Here is a 24635-nt window from a genome sequence, read left to right as displayed (position 1 = left end):
TGGAGCTCTTGGCGGCCGGGGGGAACCCGATGGCGAGATAGATGACGTGCGGTCGCTTGCCTTCCGCAGGCGGCCCGGACGGGGGAGACGATGACATAGCGGTTGACGCTAGCACGCTGACATGCACGGACTGTGGGTCACATGTGGCCGTCCGCAGGCGGACGGCCACGCTCCCCTGTTCCGTTCCTCATGTCAGGCGGGCCGGCTGCCCCCCTTCCATTCCTCCATGAGACGGACGACGTTGTGCGCCGCGCGGCCGTCGCCGTACGGGATGCCGGGGTCGTCGGTCGGCACGGTGCGGGTCACGGTCTCGGCCCATTCCTGGGGCGACAGCGTGTGCGGGTCGGGTACAAGGACGTTCCAGCCCGTGTTGACGGTTTCCACCCACTCGGTCTCCGGGCGGATCGTGGTGCAGATGCGCTCCAGCAGGAACGCCTCCTTCTGGAGGCCGCCGGAGTCCGTCACCACACCCACGGAGGCCAGCACGGCGGCGACCAGGCTCGCGTACGGCAGCGGGCGGCCGACGTGCAGGTTGCCCTGGGCCAGGTCGATGCCGTGCTCGTGGGCGCGGGCGACCAGCCGCGGGTGGGCGGCGAGCGCCACCGGCACCGGCAGCTTGGCGAGCGAGTCGACGATCGCGGCGAGCCGCTCGGGGTCGTCGGTGTTGTCCGGGCGGTGCAGGGTCGCCAGCAGGAAGGGCTGCGCCGGGTCGATGCCCTCGGGCAGCTCCGGCGCCGGGAACTCGCCGGCGCGGACCTGGTCGCGGATGCGCAGGCAGATGTCGACCATCACGTCGCCGGCCAGTCGGGCGCGGTCGGCGAGGCCCTCGTTCGCGAGGTGGCGCATGGCCTCCTCGGTGGGCGCGAGCAGCAGGTCGGCACTGTGGTCGGTGAGGACGCGGTTGTGCTCCTCCGGCATCCGCCGGTTGAAGGAGCGCAGGCCCGCCTCCAGGTGTGCCACGGGCAGGTGCATCTTCACGGCCGACAGCGCGCCGGCGATGGTGGAGTTGGTGTCGCCGTAGACGAGCACCCAGTCGGGCTGCTCACGGTCGAGGACCGGGTCGAGCGCGGAGAGGACGGCGCCGGTCTGCACGCCGTGGCTGCCCGAGCCGACCCCGAGGTGGACATCGGGATCCGGGATGCCGAGTCCGGAGAAGAAGACGTCCGAGAGGTCGGCGTCGTAGTGCTGCCCGGTGTGCACGATGACGTGCTCGTGCTCGGTTTCGGCGAAGGCGGCCGCGATGGGGGCGAGCTTCACCAATTGGGGACGGGCGCCGACGATGCTGATGACTTTCACAGAGCACTCTTCTTCTGGGGGCGGGCAGGTGGGGAGGGCGAGCAAGGGAAATGGTAGGCAAAGGGTTGGACGCGCCGGATCCGCAGTGGGTTGCCCTGCCGGGGGAGCGGGTCCTGCCGTGTCCTGTCCATGTCCGTCCAAGCCGTGGTCAGAACACGGCTTTCGGGCTTCGGCCCACTCGCATAACGATTTCGTGAACCTTGCGTTCACGGGTACGTAAATCGGGTCAACGCGGACGGGTCGCTACGCGGTGCGCTCGACCAGCGTGCCGTCCTTCTCGTCGTAGCGGGAGCCGGTCTGCGGGCACTCCCACACCCCGGGCTCCCCGTCCCGCTCCACCAGCCGGACGCCGGCCCGCCCGACCCAGCCGACCCGGCGGGCCGGGACGCCCACGACCAGCGCGAAGTCCGGCACGTCCTTGGTGACGACGGCGCCCGCAGCGACCATCGCCCAGCGGCCGATCGTGAGTGGCGCGACACACACCGCGCGCGCCCCGATGGACGCCCCGTCGGCGATGCGCACGCCGACGGCCTCCCAGTCGCCGCCGCGCTTCTGCTTGCCCTCGGGATCCACGGAGCGCGGGTTGTGGTCGTTGGTGAGGACGACGGCGGGGCCGATGAAGACGCCGTCGCCGAGCTCGGCCGGCTCGTAGACCAGCGCGTAGTTCTGGAGCTTGCAGTTGTCGCCCATGCGGACACCGGAACCGACGTACGCCCCACGGCCGACCACGCAGCCCTCGCCGAGCCGCGCGCCCTCCCGGATCTGGGCGAGGTCCCACACGCTGCTCCCGGCGCCGATCTCGGCACCCGCGTCGACCTGGGCGCTGGGCTGGACCCTGTAGTTCACTTCTCCGCCTTCCGGTGTCTGGCTACGCCTGGCGAGCATACGGGCAGGGGCCGCGCCTCCGACGAGGGCGGCCCCTGCCCGGACAGGCGCGTTCGCTCAGTGTCCGTCGGTGGTGACCTGGTTGCCCGGAATCCAGTACCCGGCGAGTTCCTCCGAGGTGACCCGCACCATCGACCGGCCGTTCACGATGGCCCTGCGGTCGAACTGGAGGGTGTGCGACGAGGAGTACTTCAGCGTCTTGAGCGTGCCGGCCACACCGTTGGTGCCGAAGCTGATCGCCTCGACGGAGGCGTTCGCGGCGATGGTGAGCGTGCGCGGCACCCGGTAGGCGACCGTGACGTGTTCACCGCGCAGGAACGCCTTCGGGTAGGCCTCCCCGATCCAGTAGCCCTTGTACGCTCCGGCGCTGATCCGGTACCAGACGCCCGCGCCCTGGATGCGTCGCCGCATGTCGATCGGCGCCTGGGTGGCCCGGGCGAAGACGACCTTCTTGGAGCTGAGGATCTTGTCGGCCTTGGCCTTGATCCAGCTGCCGTCGGCCTTGGTGTCCAGCTTGTACAGGGTGTGCGTGCCGGCGGCGATGGCGATCACCGAGCCGGTCTTCACGCCCGGCGGGACGTCCTCGATCAGCATGTCCAGCTGGTGGGCGAAGACCGAGCTGTTCGTCTGCCAGTTCAGCTGCTGCCAGAGCGTGATGTGGTGGTGGTGATAGGTGTTCGCCGGAATCCGATGCGTCTGGCAGTAGTAGGAGAACCAGCGCGGGTTGCGCAGCAGGGTGAAGTACCGGGCGATCGTCGTGCACGCGCCGTCGTACAGCTGGGCGGCGAGTTCGTTGCCGGTCAGCTGGAAGTAGTCCCAGACGCCGAACATGGCGAAGATCATGCCGTTGTACGTGTAGTCGCCCGTGCCGGCCGCCTTGAACGGGTACTCCTGGATCCAGAGGTAGCCCGCCTTGTCCTTGTTCACCACCCACGGGTTCGTGTTGTCGGCGCGCAGCAGCGAGGCGAAGGCGCCGTCGGCGGCCGACCGGTACAGGGCGCGGTCGTCCGCGCTGAGCCCGTCCTCCAGAGCGGCGAGCTGGGCGAAGAGGCTGATCGCCTCGCCCTGGGCCATGCCGGAGTACCAGGGCGCCTTGTAGACGACACCGCTGTGCTCGGCGTGGGTGAAGTCGAACGGGTACGGGAAGTACCAGGCGCCGCGGGTCTCGACCCGCTTGGCGATCAGCCGGTCGGCCTGGGCCTTGGCGCGCTTGAGGAACACGGCCTTGCGGGTCGGGTCGGTCTCCACGCGGTAGCTGGTGATGCAGCCGAGGCCGAACTGGATCTGCCCGACGGGGTGGTCGTAGGACTTCCCGTCGGACGTGAACTTCATGTACACGCCGTCGGAGTTCAGGTGGTAGTCGCCCGACGAGAGGTTGGCGTTGGCCCAGGTGGTGGCCCGGTTGCGCCACGGCCGCATGGCCTCCGGCAGATCGGGAGCGATCTGGTAGCCGGCCTTCTTGAACTCGAACGGCAGGGTGGTCGGGACGTCCGTCTCGGTGGGTGTGCCGCCCGTGTACGGGATGCGCGTGCCGGGGCTCGGCGCGCTGACGCTGCCGCCCTCCAGCGGGTCCGGCAGCGGCGGCACGGGTATGGACTCCGTGCCCGAGCCGGACGGCAGGCTCAGCGCGATCGACCGCGGCATGTTGGCGAACGGATCGGGCGGCGTGGGCGACTCGAAGACACCGGTGGCCATCGCGGTGACGGCACCGCCCCCCACGACCGCCACTCCCGCGGCGCCACCTCCGGCCAGCCGTATGAACCGTCTCCGGCCGATTTCGGCACGCCTCTTTCCAGCCATGACTCTGGTCCCCCCCCAAGGGTGTTGATCAGCCCTGATCGATGAATGGCACTGATCAGCGGTGTGTGGATCGTATGTGAAAACTGTGGGTTTCTGTGACGGCCAGGAGAAGTTCAACTGATGGAGGTCGAAGGGGGAGTTGGGCATATCGGGGTGTCGCGGAAGATTCAGCGGGAGGGCAGGGGCTTTCGTGATGGGAACGTGACCGGCCGCCCTTCCGGGGCCACCCGTTCACATCCGGACCCCCTTCGACCCGGAGCTGGATGTTCGCCTCTCCGTGGGGGTTCCTTCGTGGCGCGCCTGGACTGTGGGCCGGTCGTGGCATATGCCAAGGCTTGTGAATGTGGCATGTGTTTCCTGTGATTCATGTCATGCATCCGAGGAGAAGGCGGGTATTGCATGCACCTGTCACTCAGGGGGACGATTCCTTGACTTTTCTTTAGCTTCTCTTTAACTACGGGGCATCTGCGTGATGAAGAAGTCAACTATGGGCAGGGCACGGCGGCACGCCTCCGTCGCGGTCCTGGCGGGGGCGCTGCTGGTCTGGGGCATCGGCGGGGGCGGTGGAACACCGGCCGCGGCCGCCGTCGCCTGTCCCTCGGGGGTCGAGTCGGACTTCAACGGCGACGGGATCAGGGACACGGCGGTCGCCGACCCGGAAGCCACCGTCGACGGGGTGGCCAAGGCCGGTGAGGTGCACGTCGTCTACGGCGGCGGCAAGGGTGTGCTCACCGTCTCGCAGGCTCCCGAGAACATTCCGGGCGCGCCCGAGGCCGGCGACCGCTACGGAGACGCGCTGGCCGTCTACGACGCCGACCTCGACGGGTGCAGCGACCTGGTCGTCGGAGCGCCCTACGAGGATCTCGGCACCGTGCCCGACTCCGGGCTGGTGCAGGTCGTCTATGGCTCCACGAGCGGGCTCAACGGCGGCACCAAGGCGGTCAAGGAGTTCCTCCAGGGCGGCGACAAGCCGCTGGGCGGCGGACCGGAGACCGACGACTGGGTCGGCTACTCGTTGGCCGCCGGCAAGACCTCGGCCGGTACGCCCTACCTGCTGATCGGGAACCCCGGAGAGTCGATCGGCGCCGTCGAGGACGCGGGCGGCTTCTACTACATCGGCGGCACCGCCCAGACGGTCGCCTTCGTCCACCAGGACACGGACACCGCCGGCGCGGTGGCCGGAGTCGCTGAACAGGACGACCGGTTCGGCTCCGCGCTCGCCGCGACCCCGACCCACTTCGCGGTCGGCACCCCCGGCGAGGCGCTCGGCACCACGACCTTCGCGGGCGGCGTGGCCTACTTCAGCCACGCGCTCACCTCCAACTCGCCGAAACCGCTCGGCGGGCTTGGCCAGGACCAGGACGTGATCTCCGGAGCGGAGGAGGTCGGCGACCAGTTCGGCACCGCGCTCGCCATGGTCCCGTACCGGGCCTCCGGCGCCACCTCCACCACCGAATCGCTGCTCGTCGTGGGCGTCCCCGGCGAGGACCTGTCGACGACCGTCGACGCCGGCGCCGTCCAGGTCTTCAAGCTCGCGGCCAACGGCACCTTCACCGAGACCGCGTGGATCGACCAGAACACGGCCGACGTGGACCAGGAGGCCGAGGCCGGCGACTTCTTCGGCAAGCGGCTCGCCGCCGTCAACACCTCCCCGAACGCCACCTCCACGGCCACCACCACCCGGCTCGCGATCGGCGTGCCCGGTGAGGAGTCGGCCGAGGAGCACGCGGAGAAGGGCGGCGTCCAGATCGTCCCCCTGGTCGGCGCGCCCGGCGCCTCCGACCAGTGGCTCGACCCCGGCTACGGCGTCGGGCCGGCCGCCGCGCCGCGCATGCTCGCCGGCATCTCCCTGGCCGCCACGCCCTCGCTGCTGTACGTCGGCGTGCCCTACGGCCCGGCGGAGACCCGCGCGGTCTACGGATTCCCGTGGAACGTCGTCTCCGGCGGCGCCGCGACCCAGACGATCAAGCCGGGCGAGGGTGGCATCCCCGCGACCGGCGTCGCCTTCGGGGCCGTCGTCAACTGATCGCGCCCCATGGCCGGTTCGTCGCGCCCGCACCTCGGGCACGGCGACGACCGGCGCAGACCCCCGCGCGGACACCCGCGCGGGGAACGGCCGTGCCAGACGGCCGACGGGCTGCATCACCACCGGTGGCACCCCCTTTGACGCAACAGTCCTGACGCAACGGGAGAGTGGACGCGTGTCCGCAGACACACAGAGACCGATACGGCGTGGCGTAATGCTGCGCAGCGCCGTCGCGGCCGCCGTCACCGCGACGGTGGTGGCCGGCGGCCTGGCGGTGCTACCGGGCGGAGGCGGTGGCCCCGACCAGACGACGGTCGCCGCCGACCGGCCGATGGTGACCGAGCAGCAGGCCATGGCCGCCGCGAAGGACAGCGGCAAGAAGACCGAGGTCGTGGGCCTTCGCACCGAGCGCCGCGAGATCTTCGCCGAGCCCGACGGCACGTTCACCGCCCGTGAATACACCGAGCCGGTGCGCACGGTGCAGGGCGGCAAGTGGGTCAAGGTCGACGCCACGCTGGTGAAGCGGGCCGACGGCAGCTGGGGGCCCAAGGCCGCCACCGTCGACCTGAGCTTCTCGGCCGGCCAGGCGGGCAGACCGTTCGTGACGATGCAGCGTGCGGGGCGTGAGTTCGCCCTGACCTGGCCGTACGGCAAGCTGCCCGCGCCGCAGGTCGAGGGGGAGACCGCCACCTATGTGGACGCCCTGCCCGGCGTCGACCTGACGGTGCGCGCCGAGGCCGACGGCTTCGGCCACCTGATCGTCGTCAAGACGCCGCAGGCCGCGGCCGATCCGAGGCTGACGCAGCTCGATCTGGGCATGGCGACCGACGGCCTGAAGGTCACCGAGGACGCAACCGGAGCCATCCTCGCGGAGGACGCGGCGGTGGGTGGCACGGTGTTCCAGGCGGGCAAGCCGTCGATGTGGGACTCGGCCGCCGTGCAGGAGGCCGCCACCAGGAAGCAGGGGCCGAAGGCTGTAGCGAAGGCGCTGAAGGCCGCGTCGGCCGCCGTGGCCGGCGCGGGCGAGACCGCCGCCGCCACTGCCGCCACTTCGACCAGCGCCCCGGCCGCCCCTGGCCCCGAGGCCGCCGTCGAGCCTGCCCTCGAAGGCCCCGGCGGCGGCGGACGTGTCGCCCCGCTGGGCGTGGAGGTCGGCAAGGGCAAGCTGCGTCTCGTGCCCGATCAGAAGCTCCTCAAGGGCTCCGGCACGGTCTTCCCGGTCGTCATCGACCCGATCCAGCGCACCACTTCGCGCACCTCGTGGACCGGCGTCATGTCCGGCATGCCGAGCGAGCAGGACTGGAAGTACTCGGGCAGCGCGGGCGTGGGCAAGTGCCCGACCGACTACAACCCGGTCTCCTGCAACGGCGTCGGCACCCGGCGCGTGATGTTCACGATGCCGTTGTCCTTCTACAAGGGGAAGCAGATCCTGGGCGCGACGTTCTCCGCCCGGGTCGAGCACATCTACAGTGCCTCCCCGACCGCCGAGCCCATCCAGCTCTACCGGATCGGCGGCCAGAACTACTCGCTCACGTCGTCCAGCAACTGGTCCAACACCTCGGACGACTGGGACGACCATCTCCAGACCGTCGACAAGGCGATCTCCCCGACGTCCTGCTCCAGCCAGGCCAACCTGCACTTCGAGAGCGGCGGGTCCGGTGAGCTGACCAGTGAGATCAAGACGGCCGCGGCCGGCGGCTGGAACTCGATGACGCTGGGCCTGCGCGCGGCCGACGAGTCCCGCTTCGCCGAGTGGAAGCGGATCTGCGGCAACGCCTACCTGTCCGTCTCGTACAACAACCTGCCGCGCCAGATCAAGACGTCCGACATGTCCACGGACCCCGGCGGCGTGTGCAGGTGGGGCGCGAACCGTCCCTACGTCGACACCCCGCCGAAGCTGCGCGCCATCGCGAGCGACCCCGACCACGGCAACGGCCAGACCGACAAGGTGAAGGTCGAGTTCAAGATCGAGTGGGGCGGGACCACCCCGGGCTCGTACACCTACATCACGAAGGACGCGCTCTCTCCGACGGCGAACACCAAGTTCGAGCACACCGTCAAGTCGTCGATCCCGCAGAACACCGTCATCTACTGGAGCGCACGCGCCAACGACGGTGACGGCAACGGCCCGTGGAGCTCGGACGGAGACCCCGCCCAGCGCTGTGAGTTCATCTACGACAAGACCTGGCCGGGCAAGCCGAACGTGCTGTCCAAGCAGTACCCGTCCGACACCGTCTACCACGACGGCGTGGGCACCTACGGCACCTTCACCTTCTCGCCCAACCCGAACGACTCCATCCCGGACGGCGACGTCGTCAAGTACCAGTACTCCTTCGACGGCGCCGCGCTGACCACCCTCACCCCGGCCACCGGCGGCGGCTCCGTCACCGCGCAGTGGGTGCCGACCCGGGCCGGGCGGCACGTGCTCGAAGTGATCGCCATCGACAAGGCGACGCACGCCTCCAGCAACTCCTACGACTTCCTGGTCGCCGAGGGTCGGCCGGTCGTCGGCCAGTGGAACCTCGCCGACGAGGTCGGCGGCGAGGCCCACGACGAGAGCGGCGAGTACTCGGCGACCCCGGGCAGCGCCGTCACCTTCGGCGTGGACGGCCCCGGCGGCAAGGCCGACAAGGCCGCCCACTTCGACGGCACCGCCGAGTCCTACCTCGACGCCAACGAGACCGTGCTCGACTCCGCCAAGAGCTTCAGCGTCAGCGCCTGGGTCCGGCCCACGGCGCTGGACAGGAACATGACGGTGATCAGCCAGGACGGCACCGGCGAGCCCGGCTTCAGCCTCGGCTACGACGCGTCCGCGCAGACCTGGAAGTTCTCCGTCCCGGTCAACGACGTGGACTCGCTCGGCGAGTGGAAGGCCGTCTCCACCGGCATTTCCGTCGTCAAGGACCAGTGGGTGCTGCTGACCGGCGTCTACGACGCGCAGAAGAGCACCGGGCCGCAGCTGCAGCTCTACATCAACAAGGACCTCAAGGCCTCCGCCGGCCGGCGCTCCACCTGGAAGTCGTACGGTCCGCTGCAGATCGGCCGGGCCACCGCCAAGAGCGGGTACCGCGACAACTTCACCGGTGACCTCGCCGAGGTCCGCGTGTTCGACCGTGTCGTCTCGGCGGCCGAGGTCTCCGAGCTGCTGACGGTGAAGCCGGCACGCAAGGGCTACTGGCAGCTCGACGACGCCAGCGGCGGCGCCTCCGCCGAGACGGGCGGCGGCCAGGCGCTGACCCTGGCGGGCAACGCCTCCATCTACCGCCCGGCCGACCCGCTGTTCGACACGGCCGCCCTGGTCGGCGACGGCAACCTGGTCCTCGACGGCGACGGGGACTACGCGTCCACCGCCACCGCCCCGGTCACCGGCAACACCAGCTTCACCGTGACCGCCCGCGCCCAGCTCACCGCGCTGGACCCGGAGAAGTCGCAGACGGTGCTGTCCCTGCCGGGCGCCAACGCCAACCGCGTCCAGGTCCGCTACTCGGCCACCACCCAGCAGTGGGAACTGGCCGTCGCGAAGTCGGACGTGGCCGCTCCCGCGGTCGTCACCTTCACCGACGACCAGGAACTCCCCGACACCGGCGGTTCCGGTCAGCACCTGGCGGTGGTCTACGACGCCTTCGCCAACTCGATCCGCCTGTACGTGGAAGGCCAGCTCGTCGCCGGCGCCTACGGCACCGACGACACCCTGTGGTCCGCCACCGGCGGCCTGCAGGTGGGCCGTTCACTGCGCGGGGCGAGCGAGTACTTCGCCGGCGCGATCGACGAGGTGCGCGTCTACAGCGGCGCAGCCGACCACATCGCGGTGCAGCAGATGGCGGCGCTGACCGCCGTCAGCGATATGTGACGGACCGTCACAGCTGAGGTGTGCCGGGTCCTTCGTGGGCCCGGCACACCTGTCCGGTGCCCCTCTTTCCCCTTTCTTTCATGACGTTCTCCCACGACGTCCTCCCACGACGTTCTCCTTCGACCAGGAAGTAGCCGAATGTTTTTCCGTGGCCGCTCACTGAGCCGCCGCATGCCCAGACAGACGGTCGTCGCGACGGTGCTCGGGCTCACGCTCGCGCTGTCCGCGTCGTCGGTCCAGGCATTGGCGCTCGACGACGGCGACCGGGGCCGCACCAGCCGCCCCGGCGTCCAGGACGACGGGGATCCCGCCAAGGGATCCGACGCGAAAGCGAAGTCCCGCCCCTCCGACCCGGCGCGCGAGGCGGCGGTCAAGGGACTCGACAAGGCGGTGTGGCCGAAGCAGGGCGGCACCGAGGTGACCGTCGGCGCGGCCGGTTCGACCGAGGCCGGCGGCCTGCCGGTCAAGGTCGGCAAGGCGCTCAAGGCGTCCAAGGCCGCGAAGGGCGTCGCGGCGTCCGAGGCCGCCGAGAAGGTGCGCGTCGACGTCCTCGACCCGAAGCGCGCCGGGCAGCTCGGCGCCGGCGTCCTCCTCGGCGTGGAGCGTGCCGACGGCGAGGAGGCGGCCGCCAAGGTCCGCCTCACGGTCGACTACTCGGAGTTCGCCGAGGGCTTCGGCGGCTCCTACGCCTCCCGCCTCCGGCTGGTCCAGCTTCCGGCGTGTGCCGCGGTCGCCGTTCCGGGCAGCAAGGCCTGCCCCGAGCAGCCGAAGGCGCTGCCGACGGTGAACGACGTGAAGTCGGGCACCGTCTCCGCCGACGTGACGGCCGCCCCGGCCGCCGCCGAGGGCGTCTCCACGATGGCGGGCACCGCGACGTCCCTTGTCGCGGTCGCCGCAGGTCCCTCCAGCGCGCAGGGCACGTACAAGGCGACGGCCCTGGCCCCGTCCGCGAGCTGGAGCGTCGCCACCTCGTCCGGCGCGTTCAACTGGAACTATCCCTTCCGATCGGTTCCGACCCCGGGCGGCCTGACGCCCACCGTGGGGCTCGGCTACTCCTCCCAGTCGGCGGACGGCCGCACCTCGGCCACCAACAACCAGGGTTCCTGGATCGGCGAGGGCTTCTCCTACGACCCCGGCTACATCGAGCGGCGCTACAAGCCGTGCTCCGAGGACGGTCACGACAGCTCGGCCGAGCAGTGCTGGGCGTTCGAGAACGCCACGGTCATGCTCAACGGCTCGGCCGGCGAGCTGGTCAAGGACGACACCACCGGCAAGTGGCACATGTCGTCCGACGACGGCAGCAAGGTCGAGAAGCTGACGGGCGCCACCAACGGCGACAACGACGGCGAGTACTGGCGCATCACCACCTCGGACGGCACCGAGTACTACTTCGGCCAGAACCGTCTGCCGGGCTGGGCCACGGGCAACGAGGAGACCAACTCCACCTGGACCGCCCCGGTCTTCGGTGACGACTCCGGCGAGCCCTGCTACAACGCCACCTTCACCAGCGCCCACTGCCAGCAGGCGTGGCGCTGGAGCCTGGACTACGTCAAGGACACGCACGGCAACGTGATGTCCTACTTCTACGACCGCGAGACCAACTACTACGCGCTCAACGGCAAGACGGACGTCAACGGCACCGCGTACCACCGCGGCGGCTACCTGAAGCGCATCGACTACGGCCAGCGCGACACCCAGGTCTACGCGGCGAAGGCCCCGGCCCGGATCGTGTTCAACACCACCGAACGCTGCCTGGTGACCTCCGACTTCGACTGTGCGGAGAGCAAGCGCACCAAGGCGAACGCCTCCCACTGGCCGGATGTCCCGGTCGACCAGGAGTGCAAGTCCGCCACCAAATGCACCTCGCCCGTCGCGACGTTCTTCACCACCAAGCGTCTGACGTCGGTAGTGACGCAGATGCGCAAGGACGCCACGACCTACCAGGACGTGGACGCCTGGACGCTGACGCACCTGTTCACCGACAACGGTGACGACTCCAAGACGCTGTGGCTGTCGAAGATCGAGCACGAGGGCCGCGTCGGTACGGCGATCAAGCTGCCCTCCGTGGACCTGTTCGGCGAGCAACTCGCCAACCGTGTCGACGCGATCGGCGACAACATCGCCCCGTTCTACCGCTTCCGCCTCTCGATGGTCCTCAGCGAGACCGGCGCCCAGCTCGACGTCACCTACGCGCCGGCCGACTGTGCGAAGGCCTCGCTGCCGAAGCCGGGCGAGTCGACGAAGCGCTGCTATCCGGTGAAGTGGGCCCCGCCGGGTTACGTCGACCCGATCACGGACTGGTTCCACAAGTACGTGGTCTCGGCGGTCATCGAGACCGACCGCACCGGCGGCAGCGACGGCATGGTCACCCGCTACGACTACCAGGGCGACGCGGCCTGGCGTAAGGCGAAGCCGGACGGCATCACCGACGCCAAGTACCTCACCTGGGGCGGCTGGCAGGGCTACGGCAAGGTCAAGGTCACCAGCGGCACCGCCGACGTGCAGAAGACCCGCGTCGACTACACGTTCATGCAGGGCATGGACGGCGACAAGGACGCCGACGGCAACACCCGTTCGGTGAGCGTCAAGGACTCCACGGGAGCCTCGTACACCGACGAGGAGGAGTTCACGGGGCACCAGCTGGAAGTCGCCACCTACGACGGCGCCAAACTGGTCTCCAAGTCCATCCAGACTCCCTGGAAGCACTACACGGCCACCCAGACCCCGAGCTGGGGCACCACCCATGCGGTGATCGTGCGCTCCCAGACGGGACGTGGCTTCAACCTGCAGTCGGACGGGACCTGGCTGGAGACGAAGTCCACCACCACCTACGACACGTCCAACGGCACCGGCCGCGTGCTGACGGTCGATGACCAGGGCGACATCTCCACCACCAAGGACGACACCTGCACGCGTACCACGTACGCGGACAACACGGCGAAGAACTTCCTGGCGCTGCCCGCGCGCAGCGAGTCCGTGTCCGTGAAGTGCGCGACGACGCCCGACCGCAAGACGCAGGTCCTGGCGGACGAGCGCACCTCCTATGACGGCGGCGCCTTCGGAGCGACCCCGACCAAGGGCGACGCGACGAAGACCGAGCGGATGACGTCGCACAACGGCACCACGGCGACGTACCAGGTCACCGGCGTCACGACCTACGACGCCTTCGGCCGCCCGCTGACACAGAAGGACGCCAAGCAGGTAGCGACGACGGAGCAGACGAAGACCGTCTACACCGAGACCAACGGCCTGCTGTCGAAGACGACCGTCACCAACGCGCTGGGCCACAACACGATCACCGACTACGCCCAGGCATGGGGTATGTCGGCCGGTCAGACCGACCCCAACGGCCAGCGGACCGACCTCGCCTACGACGCACTGGGCCGGCTGACCTCGGTGTGGCTGGCGGACCGGGCGCCGAGCCAGACGCCGAGCATCAAGTACTCGTACAACGTCCGCAAGGACAAGGTCACCTCGATCAAGACGGAGAAGATCGAGAACGACGGAAGCTACGGCGCCGAGTACCAGCTCTACGACAGCATGCTCAGGCCGCGCCAGATCCAGACCGAGGGCGCGGACGGCACCCGCATGGTCGCCGACACCTGGTACGACGGCACGGGCAACGTCAGAAAGACCAATGCCACGTACAACGCGGCTGCGGCCGCCTCGGACGAGTTGCTCCTCGTCAGTAATGGCCAGGTCGGCCAGCAGAGCCTGATGGAGTACGACGGCCTGGGCCGGCCGACCGCGCAGATCTTCGCTGTCTCCGGCGCTGAGCAATGGCGGACCACGACCACGTACAACGGTGAGCTGACCAGCGTCGACCCGCCGACCGGCGGCGTGCCCACCACCACGGTCACCAACGGCCAGGGCAACGTCAGCGAGATCCGTAGCTACCGCGGCGCGTCACCGGCCGCGGGCGTGCCCTACGACTCGACGAAGTACACGTACAACGTGGCGGGCAACCTGGAGACCGTCACGGACGCCAAGGGCAACGTGTGGCGTTACGAGTACGACCAGCTGGGTCGCAAGACCAAGTCGATCGACCCGGACACGGGCACCTCGCGCACCGAGTACGACGAGCTGGACCGGCCGAGCGTCACGTACGACGCCCGTGGGCAGAAGGTGACCACGGTCTACGACAGCCTCAGCCGGGTCCTGACGACCTGGCAGGGCGACTCCGGCACCGGCACCAAACTCACCGAGACCCGGTACGACAAGGCGGGCTGGCTGGGGCAGGCCTACGGCTACTTCAGCTACCTCTCACCGACGGACTACTTCGCCAGCGCCGTCCAGTCCATGGACGAGTTCTACCGCCCGCTGAAGACCGCCTATCAGGTTCCCGCGTCCCAGGGATCCCTGGCAGGCACCTATGTGTTCAGCGCCGCGTACAACCGCGACGGCACCGTGCAGAGCACGGGCCTGCCGGCCATGGGCGATCTGCCGGCGGAGGTACTCACCTACGGGTACGACAGCCTCCAACGTCCGACGACGATGACGGGCAGCACCTCGTACGTCACCAACACTGTCTACTCCGGCAAGAGCCTTGTGCAGCAGCTGGAGCTGAGCACCGGCAGCGGCAAGAAGGTCTGGCAGACCTACAACTACGAGAAGGGCACCGACCGGCTGACCCGCTCGGTGGTCGACGTCTACGGCGCGACGGCCCCGGCGAAGGACTCGCGGTACTCCTACGACCAGGCCGGCAACGTTCTGTCGATCGCGGACACCGCGAACTCCGCTTCGCCGGACATGCAGTGTTTCGCGTACGACAGCCGTCAGCGACTGCAGGACGCGTGGACGCCGGCGGCCACCGCGACGACCGCGGCCGGTTCCGGAACCCGTGGCTCCACCACCCCGGTGGACGGCACCGGACCGACGGCCTGTGACTCCGCCGCCGGTTCGAGCGCGCTGGGCGGCCCGTCCCCGTACTGGAAGTCGTACGAGACCGACGCCATCGGCAACCGCACCTCCGAGATCAACCACGACACCTCGCTGAACGCGGCGAACAACATCACCCGCAGCTACGAGTACGGCGGCGCGGGCACCCTCGGCGACGGACCCCACCAGGTCACCAAGGTCACCGAGCAGACCCCGACCGGCGCCCGGCAGTCGACCTACGAGTACGACGACGCCGGCAACACCACCAAGCGCACCATCGGCGGCAATGCGCAGTCCCTGGAGTGGAACATCCAGGGCAAGCCGACCGAGGTCACCGAGGCGAACGGTTCGAAGACGAGCTACGTCTACGACGGTTCCGGCAACCGCCTGGTGCGCAAGGACCCCTCAGGCACGACCGTCTACCTGCCCGGTACCGAGCTGAAGCTGTCGACCGACGGCACCAAGAAGGAGGCCACCCGCTACTACGAGTTCGTCGGCCAGACCGTCGCGGTCCGCAGCGCCGCGAAGGTGTCCTTCACGGCCGCCGACCACCACGGCACGGGCGAACTGGCGATCGACGCCGCGACCGGCGCGATCTCCCAGCGCCGCTTCGACCCCTACGGTGTGGATCGCGGCGTGAAGGTCGGGGTCTGGCCCGGCGAGAAGGGCTATGTCGGCGGGACGATCGACGCCTCGACCGGTCTGACCCACCTGGGCGCACGGGAGTACGACTCCACGATCGGCAAGTTCATCTCGTCCGACCCGGTCATCGACTACACGCAGCCACAGCAGATCAACGGCTACGCGTACGCGAACAACTCGCCGGTCACGCACGCCGACCCCAGCGGCATGATCATCCCGGAATGCCGGGAGGGGCTGATCGAGTGCAGAGGGGGCCAGCCGTACTTCCCGAAGACCGAGGAGGAGCAGGCCCAGTCGGACTACGACCAGGCTTCCCGTAACGTCTCGCAGGCCCAGGGACAGCAGTCCGCGGCCAAGCAGCGCATCAAGTCCGCGGGCAAGGCCCTGGTCAAGATCGCGCGTGACATCCTCGGTGTGGACGCGGCCCTGGACTGCATCTCCACCGGTGACGTCGGAGCCTGCGGCGAGACGCTGCTCAACGTCGCAGGCAGCTTCGCGGGCGGCCTGGCGGGCAAGATCCTCGCCAAGTACGGCGCCCCGTGGAACTGGGCCAAGGGCATCAAGCTCGCCAAGCGGGTCGCCGGCCTGGTCGGCGATCTCATCGGCGGCGTCAAGGGCCTGTGGAACGCCGGCAAGGCGGTGAGCAAGGCCCAAGCGGGGCTGGTCAAGGCCGGGGACAAACTCAAGGACGCCAAGAAGCGGGCGGCCGAGGCCCTCAAGAAACGGAAGAAGAACGAGGAGAGCGGTTCCTGCCCGGTCAACGGGAAGCACAGCTTCCTGCCCGGCACCAAGGTCCTGCTCGCCAACGGCAAGACCAAGCCGATCGAGAAGGTGAAGCTCGGCGACAAGATCGCTGCTACCGACCCGAAGACGGGCGGTACGACGGTCCGCGAGGTCGTCGGCACGATCGTCACCGAGGACGACAAGCACTTCGTCGACCTGACGATCAAGGGCGGGTCGAGTGCGACCGAGTCCCTGGTCTCCACCACGACCCACCCCTTCTGGTCCGAGTCCGCACAGGCCTGGATCGAGGCCGGCGACCTGAAGCCGGGCATGCGCCTGCACGCGGCGAACGGCGGCACGGTCGAACTCACGGCCGTCCGAGCCTTCGACGAGCGTCAGCGCACGCACGACCTGACGGTCGAGGATGTGCACACGTACTACGTGCACGCGGGGGCGACTCCGCTGCTGGTGCACAACTGCGGTACCGAAGGCGATCCGGTCGACGCCGTGATGGCCGAGGCGGATCGCGTCGCGGACATGTCCAACAGCAAGCGGCCCGAGGTGATCGAGGCACTGCAGATCGGCGATCAGAAGCCGCTGCTGGCGCACAGCGACGGAGGCGTCGGGGATCGAGCCGTGCATCCTCAGGTGCAGTCGGTCCTCGACAGCATTCCCGCCGACGCTCGGGGCAACAACCATGGTGGATGCGGCTTGGTGGAGTGCCTCACGCAGGCCTTGAACTCCGGCCAGGATCCCACGGGAGCCTCGGCGGCCGCCGTGCGGGGACGGGCCAGAACCAACAAGAACTTCCAAGTGGGCATCGGTCCGTGCGACAGCTGCAAGGTGCTCGTCGAGCACTTCGACATCGAGTTCTTGACATGATGGGGAACATGCCGAGATTTTCATCCGAAGCGGAGGACGTGCTGCGTCACTCCGGCTGGTTTCCCGGTCGACGGGCCGACATCCAGTCCTGGAAGGAGCTGCTTCCCGGTCTGTCCTGGCATGAGGCCGCCGAAGGGTTCCTGGCGGAGTTCGGTGGCCTGTCGGTCGACGTCAGCGGGCCGGGTGTCAGCTGCGCCCGGGAGCCGTTCGAGATCGATCCGGAACTGGCCGTGGGCGAGGAGGGCAGGTTCGAGGACCTGTCGGAGCGTTTCGGCCGCCGGTTCCTCCCCCTCGGGGAGGTCGGGACGGAGTTCTTCCTGGCGATCGACGAAGACGGGGTTCTGTACCTTCTGGCTGCCTGGGTGTTCCGACTGGGACCCTCGGACGAGGCACTGGAGAACCTGATCAGGGGCGTGAAGGCGGAGAAGCTGCAGCTTCCCGGCTGAACATGTTGCCCTGAGGGCACGGGGCCCGGTTTGACCCCTCAAGCCGGGCCCCGTAGCCTTGTCCCTCGGCGTGTCGGTTGACGTGCCACATCTCCGTAAACCCTCTTCCTCCCGGGTACCGGTACCTAGGTGGCCGGGAGAGGCCGTCCGTGTTCGTTCCCGGGCGGCTGGACTGCGGGGATGCCGTCCCAGAGCGAGAGAGTGAGATCCGCGTGTACGCCATCGTGCGCAGCGGTGGTCGCCAGCACAAGGTTGCTGTCGGCGACATCGTTGAGGTTGACAAGATTTCCACTGCCAAGGTTGGCGACACGGTCGAGCTCTCGACCCTGCTCGTTGTCGACGGCGACGCTGTGACCAGCGACCCGTGGGTGCTGGCCGGCATCAAGGTCCAGGCCGAGGTCGTGGACCACCACAAGGGCGTCAAGATCGACATCCTTCGCTACAAGAACAAGACCGGTTACCGCCGTCGTCAGGGCCACCGCCAGCAGTACACGGCGATCAAGGTCACTGAGATCCCCGCGGCTGCGAAGTAAGGGACTGAGGAGACATGGCACACAAGAAGGGCGCATCGTCCACCCGGAACGGTCGCGACTCCAATGCCCAGCGGCTCGGCGTGAAGCGCTTCGGCGGTCAGGTCGTCAACGCGGGTGAGATCCTGGTCCGCCAGCGTGGCACGCACTTCCACCCCGGTGCGGGCGTCGGCCGTGGCGGCGACGACACGCTGTTCGCGCTGAACGCCGGTGCGGTGGAGTTCGGTACCCACCGTGGCCGCAAGGTCGTGAACATCGTTCCGGTCGCCTGATCGGAAGCTTTCGCGAGGCGGACCTCACTTCCCGTGTGGGAAGGCGGGTCCGCCTTTCGCGTGTTAGGCAGTAAGAAACCCGAACGTTTTCGCAGTGCTGGAGGCACCTACCATGACCACCTTCGTGGACCGCGTCGAACTCCATGTCGCCGCGGGTAACGGAGGCCACGGCTGTGCCTCCGTCCACCGTGAGAAGTTCAAGCCGCTCGGTGGCCCCGACGGGGGCAACGGCGGCCGTGGCGGCGATGTGATCCTGGTCGTCGACCAGTCGGTCACCACGCTCCTCGACTACCACCACAAGCCCCACCGCAGCGCCACCAACGGCAAGCCCGGCGAGGGCGGCAACCGCTCCGGCAAGGACGGCCAGGACCTGATCCTGCCGGTCCCGGACGGCACCGTGATCCAGGACAAGGCCGGCAACGTGCTGGCGGACCTGGTCGGCCACGGCACCTCGTTCGTCGCCGCCCAGGGCGGCCGCGGCGGCCTCGGCAACGCGGCGCTGGCCTCGGCCCGCCGCAAGGCGCCGGGCTTCGCGCTGCTCGGCGAGCCCGGTGACCTCCAGGACATCGTCCTGGAGCTGAAGACGGTCGCGGACGTGGCCCTCGTCGGCTACCCGAGCGCGGGCAAGTCGTCGCTGATCTCCGTCCTGTCCGCCGCCAAGCCGAAGATCGCGGACTACCCGTTCACGACCCTGGTCCCGAACCTGGGCGTGGTGACGGCCGGCTCCACGGTCTACACGATCGCCGACGTGCCGGGCCTGATCCCGGGCGCCAGCCAGGGCAAGGGCCTGGGTCTGGAGTTCCTGCGCCACGTCGAGCGGTGCAGCGTCCTCGTGCACGTGCTGGACACGGCGACCCTGGAGTCCGAGCGTGACCCGCTCTCCGACCTCGACATGATCGAGGAGGAGCTCAAGCAGTACGGCGGCCTCGGCAACCGGCCGCGGCTCGTGGTGCTGAACAAGATCGACGTACCGGACGGCAAGGACCTGGCCGAGATGGTCCGGCCGGATCTGGAGGCGCGCGGCTACCGCGTCTTCGAGGTGTCCGCGGTCGCCCACATGGGCCTCAAGGAGCTGTCCTTCGCCGTCGCCGAGATGGTGGGCGCCGCGCGCGCGGCCAGGCCGAAGGAGGAGGCGACCCGGATCGTCATCCGTCCGAAGGCGGTCGACGACACCGGCTTCACCGTCACGCTGGAGGAGGACGGCCTGTTCCGCGTCCGGGGCGAGAAGCCCGAACGCTGGGTGCGGCAGACCGACTTCAACAACGACGAGGCCGTCGGCTACCTCGCCGACCGGCTCAACCGCCTCGGTGTGGAGGCCGCGTTGATGAAGGCGGGCGCCCGGGGCGGCGACGGCGTCGCCATCGGCCCCGAGGACAACGCGGTCGTCTTCGACTGGGAGCCGTCCGTGACGGCCGGCGCCGAGATGCTCGGCCGACGGGGTGAGGACCACCGCTTCGAGGAGCCGCGTCCCGCGACCCAGCGCCGCCGGGACAAGCAGGCCGAACGAGACGAGGCGACCCAGGAGTTCGAGGGCTTCGAGCCCTTCTAGCCTCACCGGGCCTTCCGGCCCTCGTCCTCCGGACCCGTGGTGGCCGGCCGTTCGTCGGCCGGCCGCCACGGGTCTCTCGTTGTCTCCCCACTTGTCATGCACGCGAATTCCTGAGTTCAGCAGGCTGACCCGCATCGCATGACAGCCTCGCTGTGTCCAAAGGGGCCGAGGGTCCCCAGGGCCCGGTCTCCCGAAGACCTGGCGCCCAAGAGGCCTGGCGAGGCAAGGGAGTTCAACGGATGGCTGCCGACCGTCGTCGTTTCCTGACCGCGGGTGCCGCCGTGGTCGGTGCCGCCGCCTCCGCCCAGCTGTGGCGGCCCGCCACCGCCCGCGCGGCCGAAGCGCCCCTGCCCGCCGGACTGTTCAGCCTGGGCGTCGCCTCCGGAGACCCCCTGCCCGACGGCATCGTCCTGTGGACCCGGCTCGCCCCGGACCCGCTGAACGGCGGCGGCATGCCCGACCGGACGGTCCCCGTGCAGTGGGAGATATCGCCCGACCCGCGCTTCGCCGGCTCCGTCCGCAAGGGCACCGCCCAGGCACTGTCCGCGTACGGGCACAGCGTTCACGTCGATGTGCGAGGGCTCCGTCCGGGCAGCGTGTACTGGTACCGCTTCAGGGCCGGCGGTCAGCTCTCGCCCGTGGGCCGCACCCGCACCGCGCCCGGCCTCCTCGGTTCCGGCGGCCCGCTGCGCATCGCGCTCGCCTCCTGCCAGAACTGGCAGCACGGCTACTTCACGCCGTACGCCGACATGCTCGCGCAGGACCCGGACCTCGTCCTCTTCGTCGGTGACTACATCTACGAGTCGGGCCCCTCGGCCACGGCCGTACGGCGGCACGAGGGGAGCGGCGAGCCGTACTCGCTCACGCAGTACCGCAACCGGTACGCCCAGTACCGCTCCGACCCCGACCTGAAGCGCATGCACGCCCACGCGCCCTGGGTGGTCACCTTCGACGACCACGAGGTCGACAACGACTACGCCGGGGAGATCCCGCAGGATCCTGCCCAGCAGACCCACGGCGCCTTCGTGGCCCGGCTGACCGCGGCCTACCAGGCGTACTACGAGCACATGCCGGTCCGGGCCACCGCGATCCCCGACGGGCCGCACATCCGTATGCACCGCCGCTTCCAGTTCGGCCGGCTGGCCCGGCTGAACGTGCTGGACACCCGGCAGTACCGCACCGACCAGGCCACCGGTCAGGCGGGCGCCCAGGACCCCGCGCGCACCATGCTCGGCGCCGAGCAGAAGCAGTGGCTGCTCGACTCGCTGCACGGCTCGGGCGCCCGCTGGAACCTCGTCGCCTCGCAGATCATGCTGGCGGAGACCGATCTGCTGGCCGGCCCCGGCAAGCAGTGGTACTACGACGCCTGGGACGGCTACCAGGTCGAACGCAACGCCCTCCTCCAGGAGTTCGCCTCGGTCCGCAACCCGGTCGTCCTCAGCGGCGACCGGCACCTGACCATGATCAGCGACCTGAAGAAGGACTTCGCCGACCCGGGCTCCGCCGTCGTCGGCGCCGAGTTCGTCGGCACCTCCGTCTCCAGCAACGGCGACCAGGACCAGGCCGCCTTCCACGCCCAGTGGGACCCGCTGAAGGCCGACAACCCGCACTGGAAGCTGATCGACGCCCACCGCGGCTATCACCTCTTCGACATCCGGGCCGACGCCGTCGACGCGACCGTGCGCGTCGTCGACACGGTCCTCGAGCCGAAGGCGACCGCCCGTACGCTCGCGAGGCTGCGGGTGGCGGACGGCAGGAGCGGAGTGCGGCGGGTGTGAAGACCCCGAGGGGGAGAAACCCTGACCGGCGCCCGGGACTCATCTGTGCCCCAGGCTCCTCTCAGCGTCCCCTAAGGAACCCCTCTTACCGTCTTCTGACCATGGAGACGGACTGTACGAACCCCTCGGACCGTACGAGCGACGGCGCCCCGGCCCCCGGGAATCCCACCCCGCTGCCCGCCGGTACCCGCCTGCTGCACATAGGGCCGCACAAGACCGGGACCACCTCGATCCAGGGCGCCCTCTTCGCGGCGAAGGAGAAGCTGCCGGCGTACGGCGTCGCATACCCGGCGCAGAGCAGACACCCCATGCAGGCCGTGCTGGCGGCCTGCTCGCGGACCGGGATGATCGGCGACACCGCGCCCACCGAACGGCACTGGACGCGGCTCGTGGACCAGGTGCACGCCACCGGCCGCCACACCTGCGTGATCAGCAGCGAGTTCTTCGCCGACGCCCCGGACGACGCGACCGCCGAGCGGATCGTCGAGCAGCTCGGCGGGGAGCCGGTGCAGGTGCTGGTCACCCTGCGCCCGCTGGTGCGGATCATGCCCTCGCAGTGGCAGCAGTACGTGCAGAACGGCCTGCGCATGGGCTACGAGGAGTGGCTGGAGCACATGCTCCGCAAGGCCCCCTACGAGAAGCCCAACCCCAGCTTCTGGCGCCGGCACCGGCACGACCGGCTGGTGGAGCGGTGGGTGCGGGTGGTCGGGGCCGACCGGCTCACGGTCGTCGTGGTGGACGACCGGGACCGGGGCGGGCTCATGCGCGTCTTCGAGGGACTGCTCGGACTGCCCGTCAATCTCCTTCAGCCCGTTCCGGACACGGCGAATCGATCTCTCACCCTCGCCGAGACCGAAATGCTGCGCAACCTCAACAAGGAATTCCGCGGTAATGGTCTCCCTGACGAGCTCTATTCCCTGCTGGTTCGTAACGGCGCGGTCATGCATATGAAGAACACGTGCAGTCCCACCTCACAGGACGTGAGGATCTCCACACCCGACTGGGCGGTCCGGGCGGCCGCCGGGATCGGCGCCGAGATGGCCGACCGGATCAAGTCGACGGGGGTGCGGGTGATAGGTGACCCGGCCCTGCTGTCCGCTCCGTCCGCTGTGCCCGAGCCCGCCGGGCAAGGGGCGGGGGAGGCCAGGATCGCTCCCGAGGTGGCCGCTCAGGCCCTGTACGGGGCACTCGCCGCGGTGGCCGCGGCCCCCGGTGGGGGTTCGGCGCGCGCGGTGCACCAGACCTCGTCGAAGGAGCTCGTGCGGGTTCTCGGGCACCGTTGCCTCAAGCGGTTGCGGCGGCACTGACGCCGTCCGGCGCCACTCGTGTCCGTGGCGCTCCGTCACTCTCGGCAATGAGATACTCCTTGTGGAGTAACTCACAGGATTTCCAGGGACCATCCATGGGAAGCCGCGCCGGTGTCCAATCAATCACCGGCGACGCAAGGTGAATGCCGGGTTGCGTGCACATTTGCAGCGAACGGCGCTCACCTTGCATCGCGGTTACCGCAAGTGGGACCATTTCCCCGTTCCCTGTCGCCCCAAGGTAGGTCCTCTGTGTCCCAGCACATAGCCAAGCCCCGTACCACCGCAGTGATCCTGGCCGGTGGCACCGGTCAGCGGGTGGGTCTGTCGATCCCCAAGCAGCTGCTGAAGATCGCCGGCAAGGCAGTCATCGAGCACACCCTGACCACCTTCGAGAAGGCCGACTCGGTCGACGAGATCATCGTGCTCATGGCACCGGGCTATGTGCCGGACATCGAGAAGATCGTGTCCAAGGCCGGTTTCAAGAAGGTCCGGAAGATCATCGAGGGCGGCTCCACGCGGAACGAGACCACCGAGCGCGCCATCGCGGCCCTGGGCGAGGGGCTGGCCGACGGCGAGGACCTCAACGTCCTCTTCCACGACGCCGTGCGCCCCCTGCTCTCGCAGCGGGTCATCGACGACTGCGTCACGGCGCTGGAGCGCTACCAGGCGGTCGACGTCGCCATCCCGTCCGCGGACACCATCATCGTCACGCGCACGCACGGCGAGGACGGCGAGTTCATCACCGAGATCCCGGACCGCTCCCGGCTGCGCCGCGGTCAGACCCCGCAGGCGTTCAAGCTGTCCACCATCCGCCGGGCCTACGAGGTGGCGGCGGGCGACCCCAACTTCCAGGCCACCGACGACTGCACCGTCGTGCTGCGCTACCTGCCCGACGTGCCGATCCACGTCGTGGCGGGTGACGAGTACAACATGAAGGTGACCCAGCCCGTCGACGTCTTCATCGCCGACAAGCTCTTCCAGCTGGCCTCCTCCGCCACCCCCGAGCAGAACGGCGAGGAGGTCTACCGCGAGCTCCTCACCGGCAAGACCGTGGTCGTCTTCGGCGGTTCCTACGGCATCGGCAAGGACATCGCCGAGCTCGCCGAGGGCTACGGCGCCACGGTCTACGCTCTGGGCCGCTCCACCACCGGCACGCACGTGGAGAACCCGGAGGAGGTCGACGACGCCCTGTCCAAGGCGTACAGCGAGACCGGGCGCATCGACTACGTCGTCAACACGGCGGGCGTCCTGCGCATCGGCAAGCTGGCCGAGACCGACAACGCGACCATCGAGGAAGCGCTGAAAGTCAACTACCTGGCACCGGTGCAGATCGCACGTTCGGCGTACAAGTACCTGGCGGAAACGAAGGGTCAGCTGCTGCTGTACACCTCCAGCAGTTACACCCGGGGACGTGCCGAGTACAGCCTGTACTCCTCGACCAAGGCGGCCATGGTGAACCTAACCCAGGCGCTCTCCGACGAGTGGGCCGGTGACGGCATCCGGGTGAATTGCGTCAACCCGGAACGGACGGCCACACCCATGCGTACCAAGGCCTTCGGACAGGAGCCTTCGGGCAGCCTGCTCTCCTCCGAGGCCGTCGCCCGCACCTCACTCGACGTGCTGCTCTCCGAGCTCACCGGGCATGTGATCGACGTCCGCCAGCAGGACCCGACGGCGGCCGCCGGCCGGGCGTCGGGCTTCGAGGCGGCCCTGGCCGGAGTGCTCGACCGACAGGATGGCATGGCATAATCCAGCGGAAATAGCCATCGAT

Annotated in this window: 13 protein-coding genes; 10 read left to right on the top strand and 3 right to left on the bottom strand. The window is 69.2% G+C overall.

Annotated elements, in window-relative coordinates; genetic code table 11:
* Window positions 1-192: 192 nt before the first annotated feature.
* From wecB to OG736_RS16070, 3 genes are all read right to left on the bottom strand, one after another.
* Window positions 193-1296 carry a non-hydrolyzing UDP-N-acetylglucosamine 2-epimerase gene (gene wecB / locus OG736_RS16080; RefSeq protein WP_327183058.1) on the bottom strand — a complete coding sequence of 368 codons (1104 nt, stop codon included), beginning with the start codon at window positions 1294-1296 and terminating at the stop codon, window positions 193-195.
* Window positions 1297-1539: 243 nt separating this feature from the next.
* Complete coding sequence (locus OG736_RS16075; RefSeq protein ID WP_327183057.1) at window positions 1540-2142, bottom strand: acyltransferase; 603 nt, start codon at window positions 2140-2142, stop codon at window positions 1540-1542.
* Between the two features lie 96 nt (window positions 2143-2238).
* Window positions 2239-3909: a D-glucuronyl C5-epimerase family protein gene (locus tag OG736_RS16070; protein ID WP_327183056.1), complete on the bottom strand. Its 1671-nt coding sequence runs from the start codon at window positions 3907-3909 to the stop codon at window positions 2239-2241.
* Window positions 3910-4468: 559 nt separating this feature from the next.
* Here OG736_RS16070 and OG736_RS16065 point away from each other — a divergent pair.
* The 10 genes from OG736_RS16065 (at window position 4469) to OG736_RS16020 (ending at window position 24613) form a co-directional block, all read left to right on the top strand.
* Window positions 4469-6007 carry a VCBS repeat-containing protein gene (locus OG736_RS16065; protein ID WP_327183055.1) on the top strand — a complete coding sequence of 513 codons (1539 nt, stop codon included), beginning with the start codon at window positions 4469-4471 and terminating at the stop codon, window positions 6005-6007.
* A gap of 214 nt (window positions 6008-6221) precedes the next feature.
* Window positions 6222-9857: a LamG domain-containing protein gene (locus OG736_RS16060; protein ID WP_327183054.1), complete on the top strand. Its 3636-nt coding sequence runs from the start codon at window positions 6222-6224 to the stop codon at window positions 9855-9857.
* 171 nt (window positions 9858-10028) lie between these two features.
* A complete protein-coding gene (locus tag OG736_RS16055; RefSeq protein ID WP_327183053.1) occupies window positions 10029-16982 on the top strand; it encodes a polymorphic toxin-type HINT domain-containing protein in 6954 nt (2317 codons plus the stop codon).
* 8 nt (window positions 16983-16990) lie between these two features.
* Complete coding sequence (locus tag OG736_RS16050; protein ID WP_327183052.1) at window positions 16991-17428, top strand: SUKH-3 domain-containing protein; 438 nt, start codon at window positions 16991-16993, stop codon at window positions 17426-17428.
* A gap of 212 nt (window positions 17429-17640) precedes the next feature.
* The gene (rplU, locus tag OG736_RS16045; RefSeq protein ID WP_007381993.1) at window positions 17641-17961 is read left to right on the top strand and encodes a 50S ribosomal protein L21; all 321 of its coding nucleotides are present in this window, start codon (window positions 17641-17643) and stop codon (window positions 17959-17961) included.
* 14 nt (window positions 17962-17975) lie between these two features.
* Window positions 17976-18230, top strand: coding sequence for a 50S ribosomal protein L27 (gene rpmA / locus OG736_RS16040; RefSeq protein WP_007381992.1), 255 nt, complete (start codon window positions 17976-17978; stop codon window positions 18228-18230).
* Window positions 18231-18342: 112 nt separating this feature from the next.
* Window positions 18343-19779 carry a GTPase ObgE gene (gene obgE, locus OG736_RS16035; RefSeq protein WP_054244906.1) on the top strand — a complete coding sequence of 479 codons (1437 nt, stop codon included), beginning with the start codon at window positions 18343-18345 and terminating at the stop codon, window positions 19777-19779.
* A gap of 239 nt (window positions 19780-20018) precedes the next feature.
* The gene (locus OG736_RS16030) at window positions 20019-21557 is read left to right on the top strand and encodes an alkaline phosphatase D family protein (RefSeq protein ID WP_327183051.1); all 1539 of its coding nucleotides are present in this window, start codon (window positions 20019-20021) and stop codon (window positions 21555-21557) included.
* Window positions 21558-21658: 101 nt separating this feature from the next.
* The gene (locus OG736_RS16025; protein ID WP_327183050.1) at window positions 21659-22864 is read left to right on the top strand and encodes a hypothetical protein; all 1206 of its coding nucleotides are present in this window, start codon (window positions 21659-21661) and stop codon (window positions 22862-22864) included.
* Window positions 22865-23113: 249 nt separating this feature from the next.
* Window positions 23114-24613 carry a D-ribitol-5-phosphate cytidylyltransferase gene (locus OG736_RS16020; protein ID WP_327183049.1) on the top strand — a complete coding sequence of 500 codons (1500 nt, stop codon included), beginning with the start codon at window positions 23114-23116 and terminating at the stop codon, window positions 24611-24613.
* Window positions 24614-24635: the final 22 nt, after the last annotated feature.

It is taken from the genome of Streptomyces sp. NBC_01334 (assembly GCF_035983595.1).
In the GTDB taxonomy this organism is placed as follows: domain Bacteria; phylum Actinomycetota; class Actinomycetes; order Streptomycetales; family Streptomycetaceae; genus Streptomyces; species Streptomyces coriariae.
The sequence above is the reverse complement of the archived record's forward strand: the minus strand, read 5'-3'. Positions and strand labels throughout refer to the sequence as shown.

What these genes read in the sequence shown, in the direction of transcription:
- obgE (WP_054244906.1), top strand. Translation starts at nt 18,343, where the DNA reads ATGACCACCTTCGTGGACCGCGTCGAACTCCATGTCGCCGCGGGTAAC.
- OG736_RS16065 (WP_327183055.1), top strand. Translation starts at nt 4,469, where the DNA reads ATGGGCAGGGCACGGCGGCACGCCTCCGTCGCGGTCCTGGCGGGGGCG.
- OG736_RS16055 (WP_327183053.1), top strand. Translation starts at nt 10,029, where the DNA reads ATGCCCAGACAGACGGTCGTCGCGACGGTGCTCGGGCTCACGCTCGCG.
- OG736_RS16050 (WP_327183052.1), top strand. Translation starts at nt 16,991, where the DNA reads ATGCCGAGATTTTCATCCGAAGCGGAGGACGTGCTGCGTCACTCCGGC.
- rpmA (WP_007381992.1), top strand. Translation starts at nt 17,976, where the DNA reads ATGGCACACAAGAAGGGCGCATCGTCCACCCGGAACGGTCGCGACTCC.
- OG736_RS16025 (WP_327183050.1), top strand. Translation starts at nt 21,659, where the DNA reads ATGGAGACGGACTGTACGAACCCCTCGGACCGTACGAGCGACGGCGCC.
- OG736_RS16030 (WP_327183051.1), top strand. Translation starts at nt 20,019, where the DNA reads ATGGCTGCCGACCGTCGTCGTTTCCTGACCGCGGGTGCCGCCGTGGTC.
- OG736_RS16060 (WP_327183054.1), top strand. Translation starts at nt 6,222, where the DNA reads ATGCTGCGCAGCGCCGTCGCGGCCGCCGTCACCGCGACGGTGGTGGCC.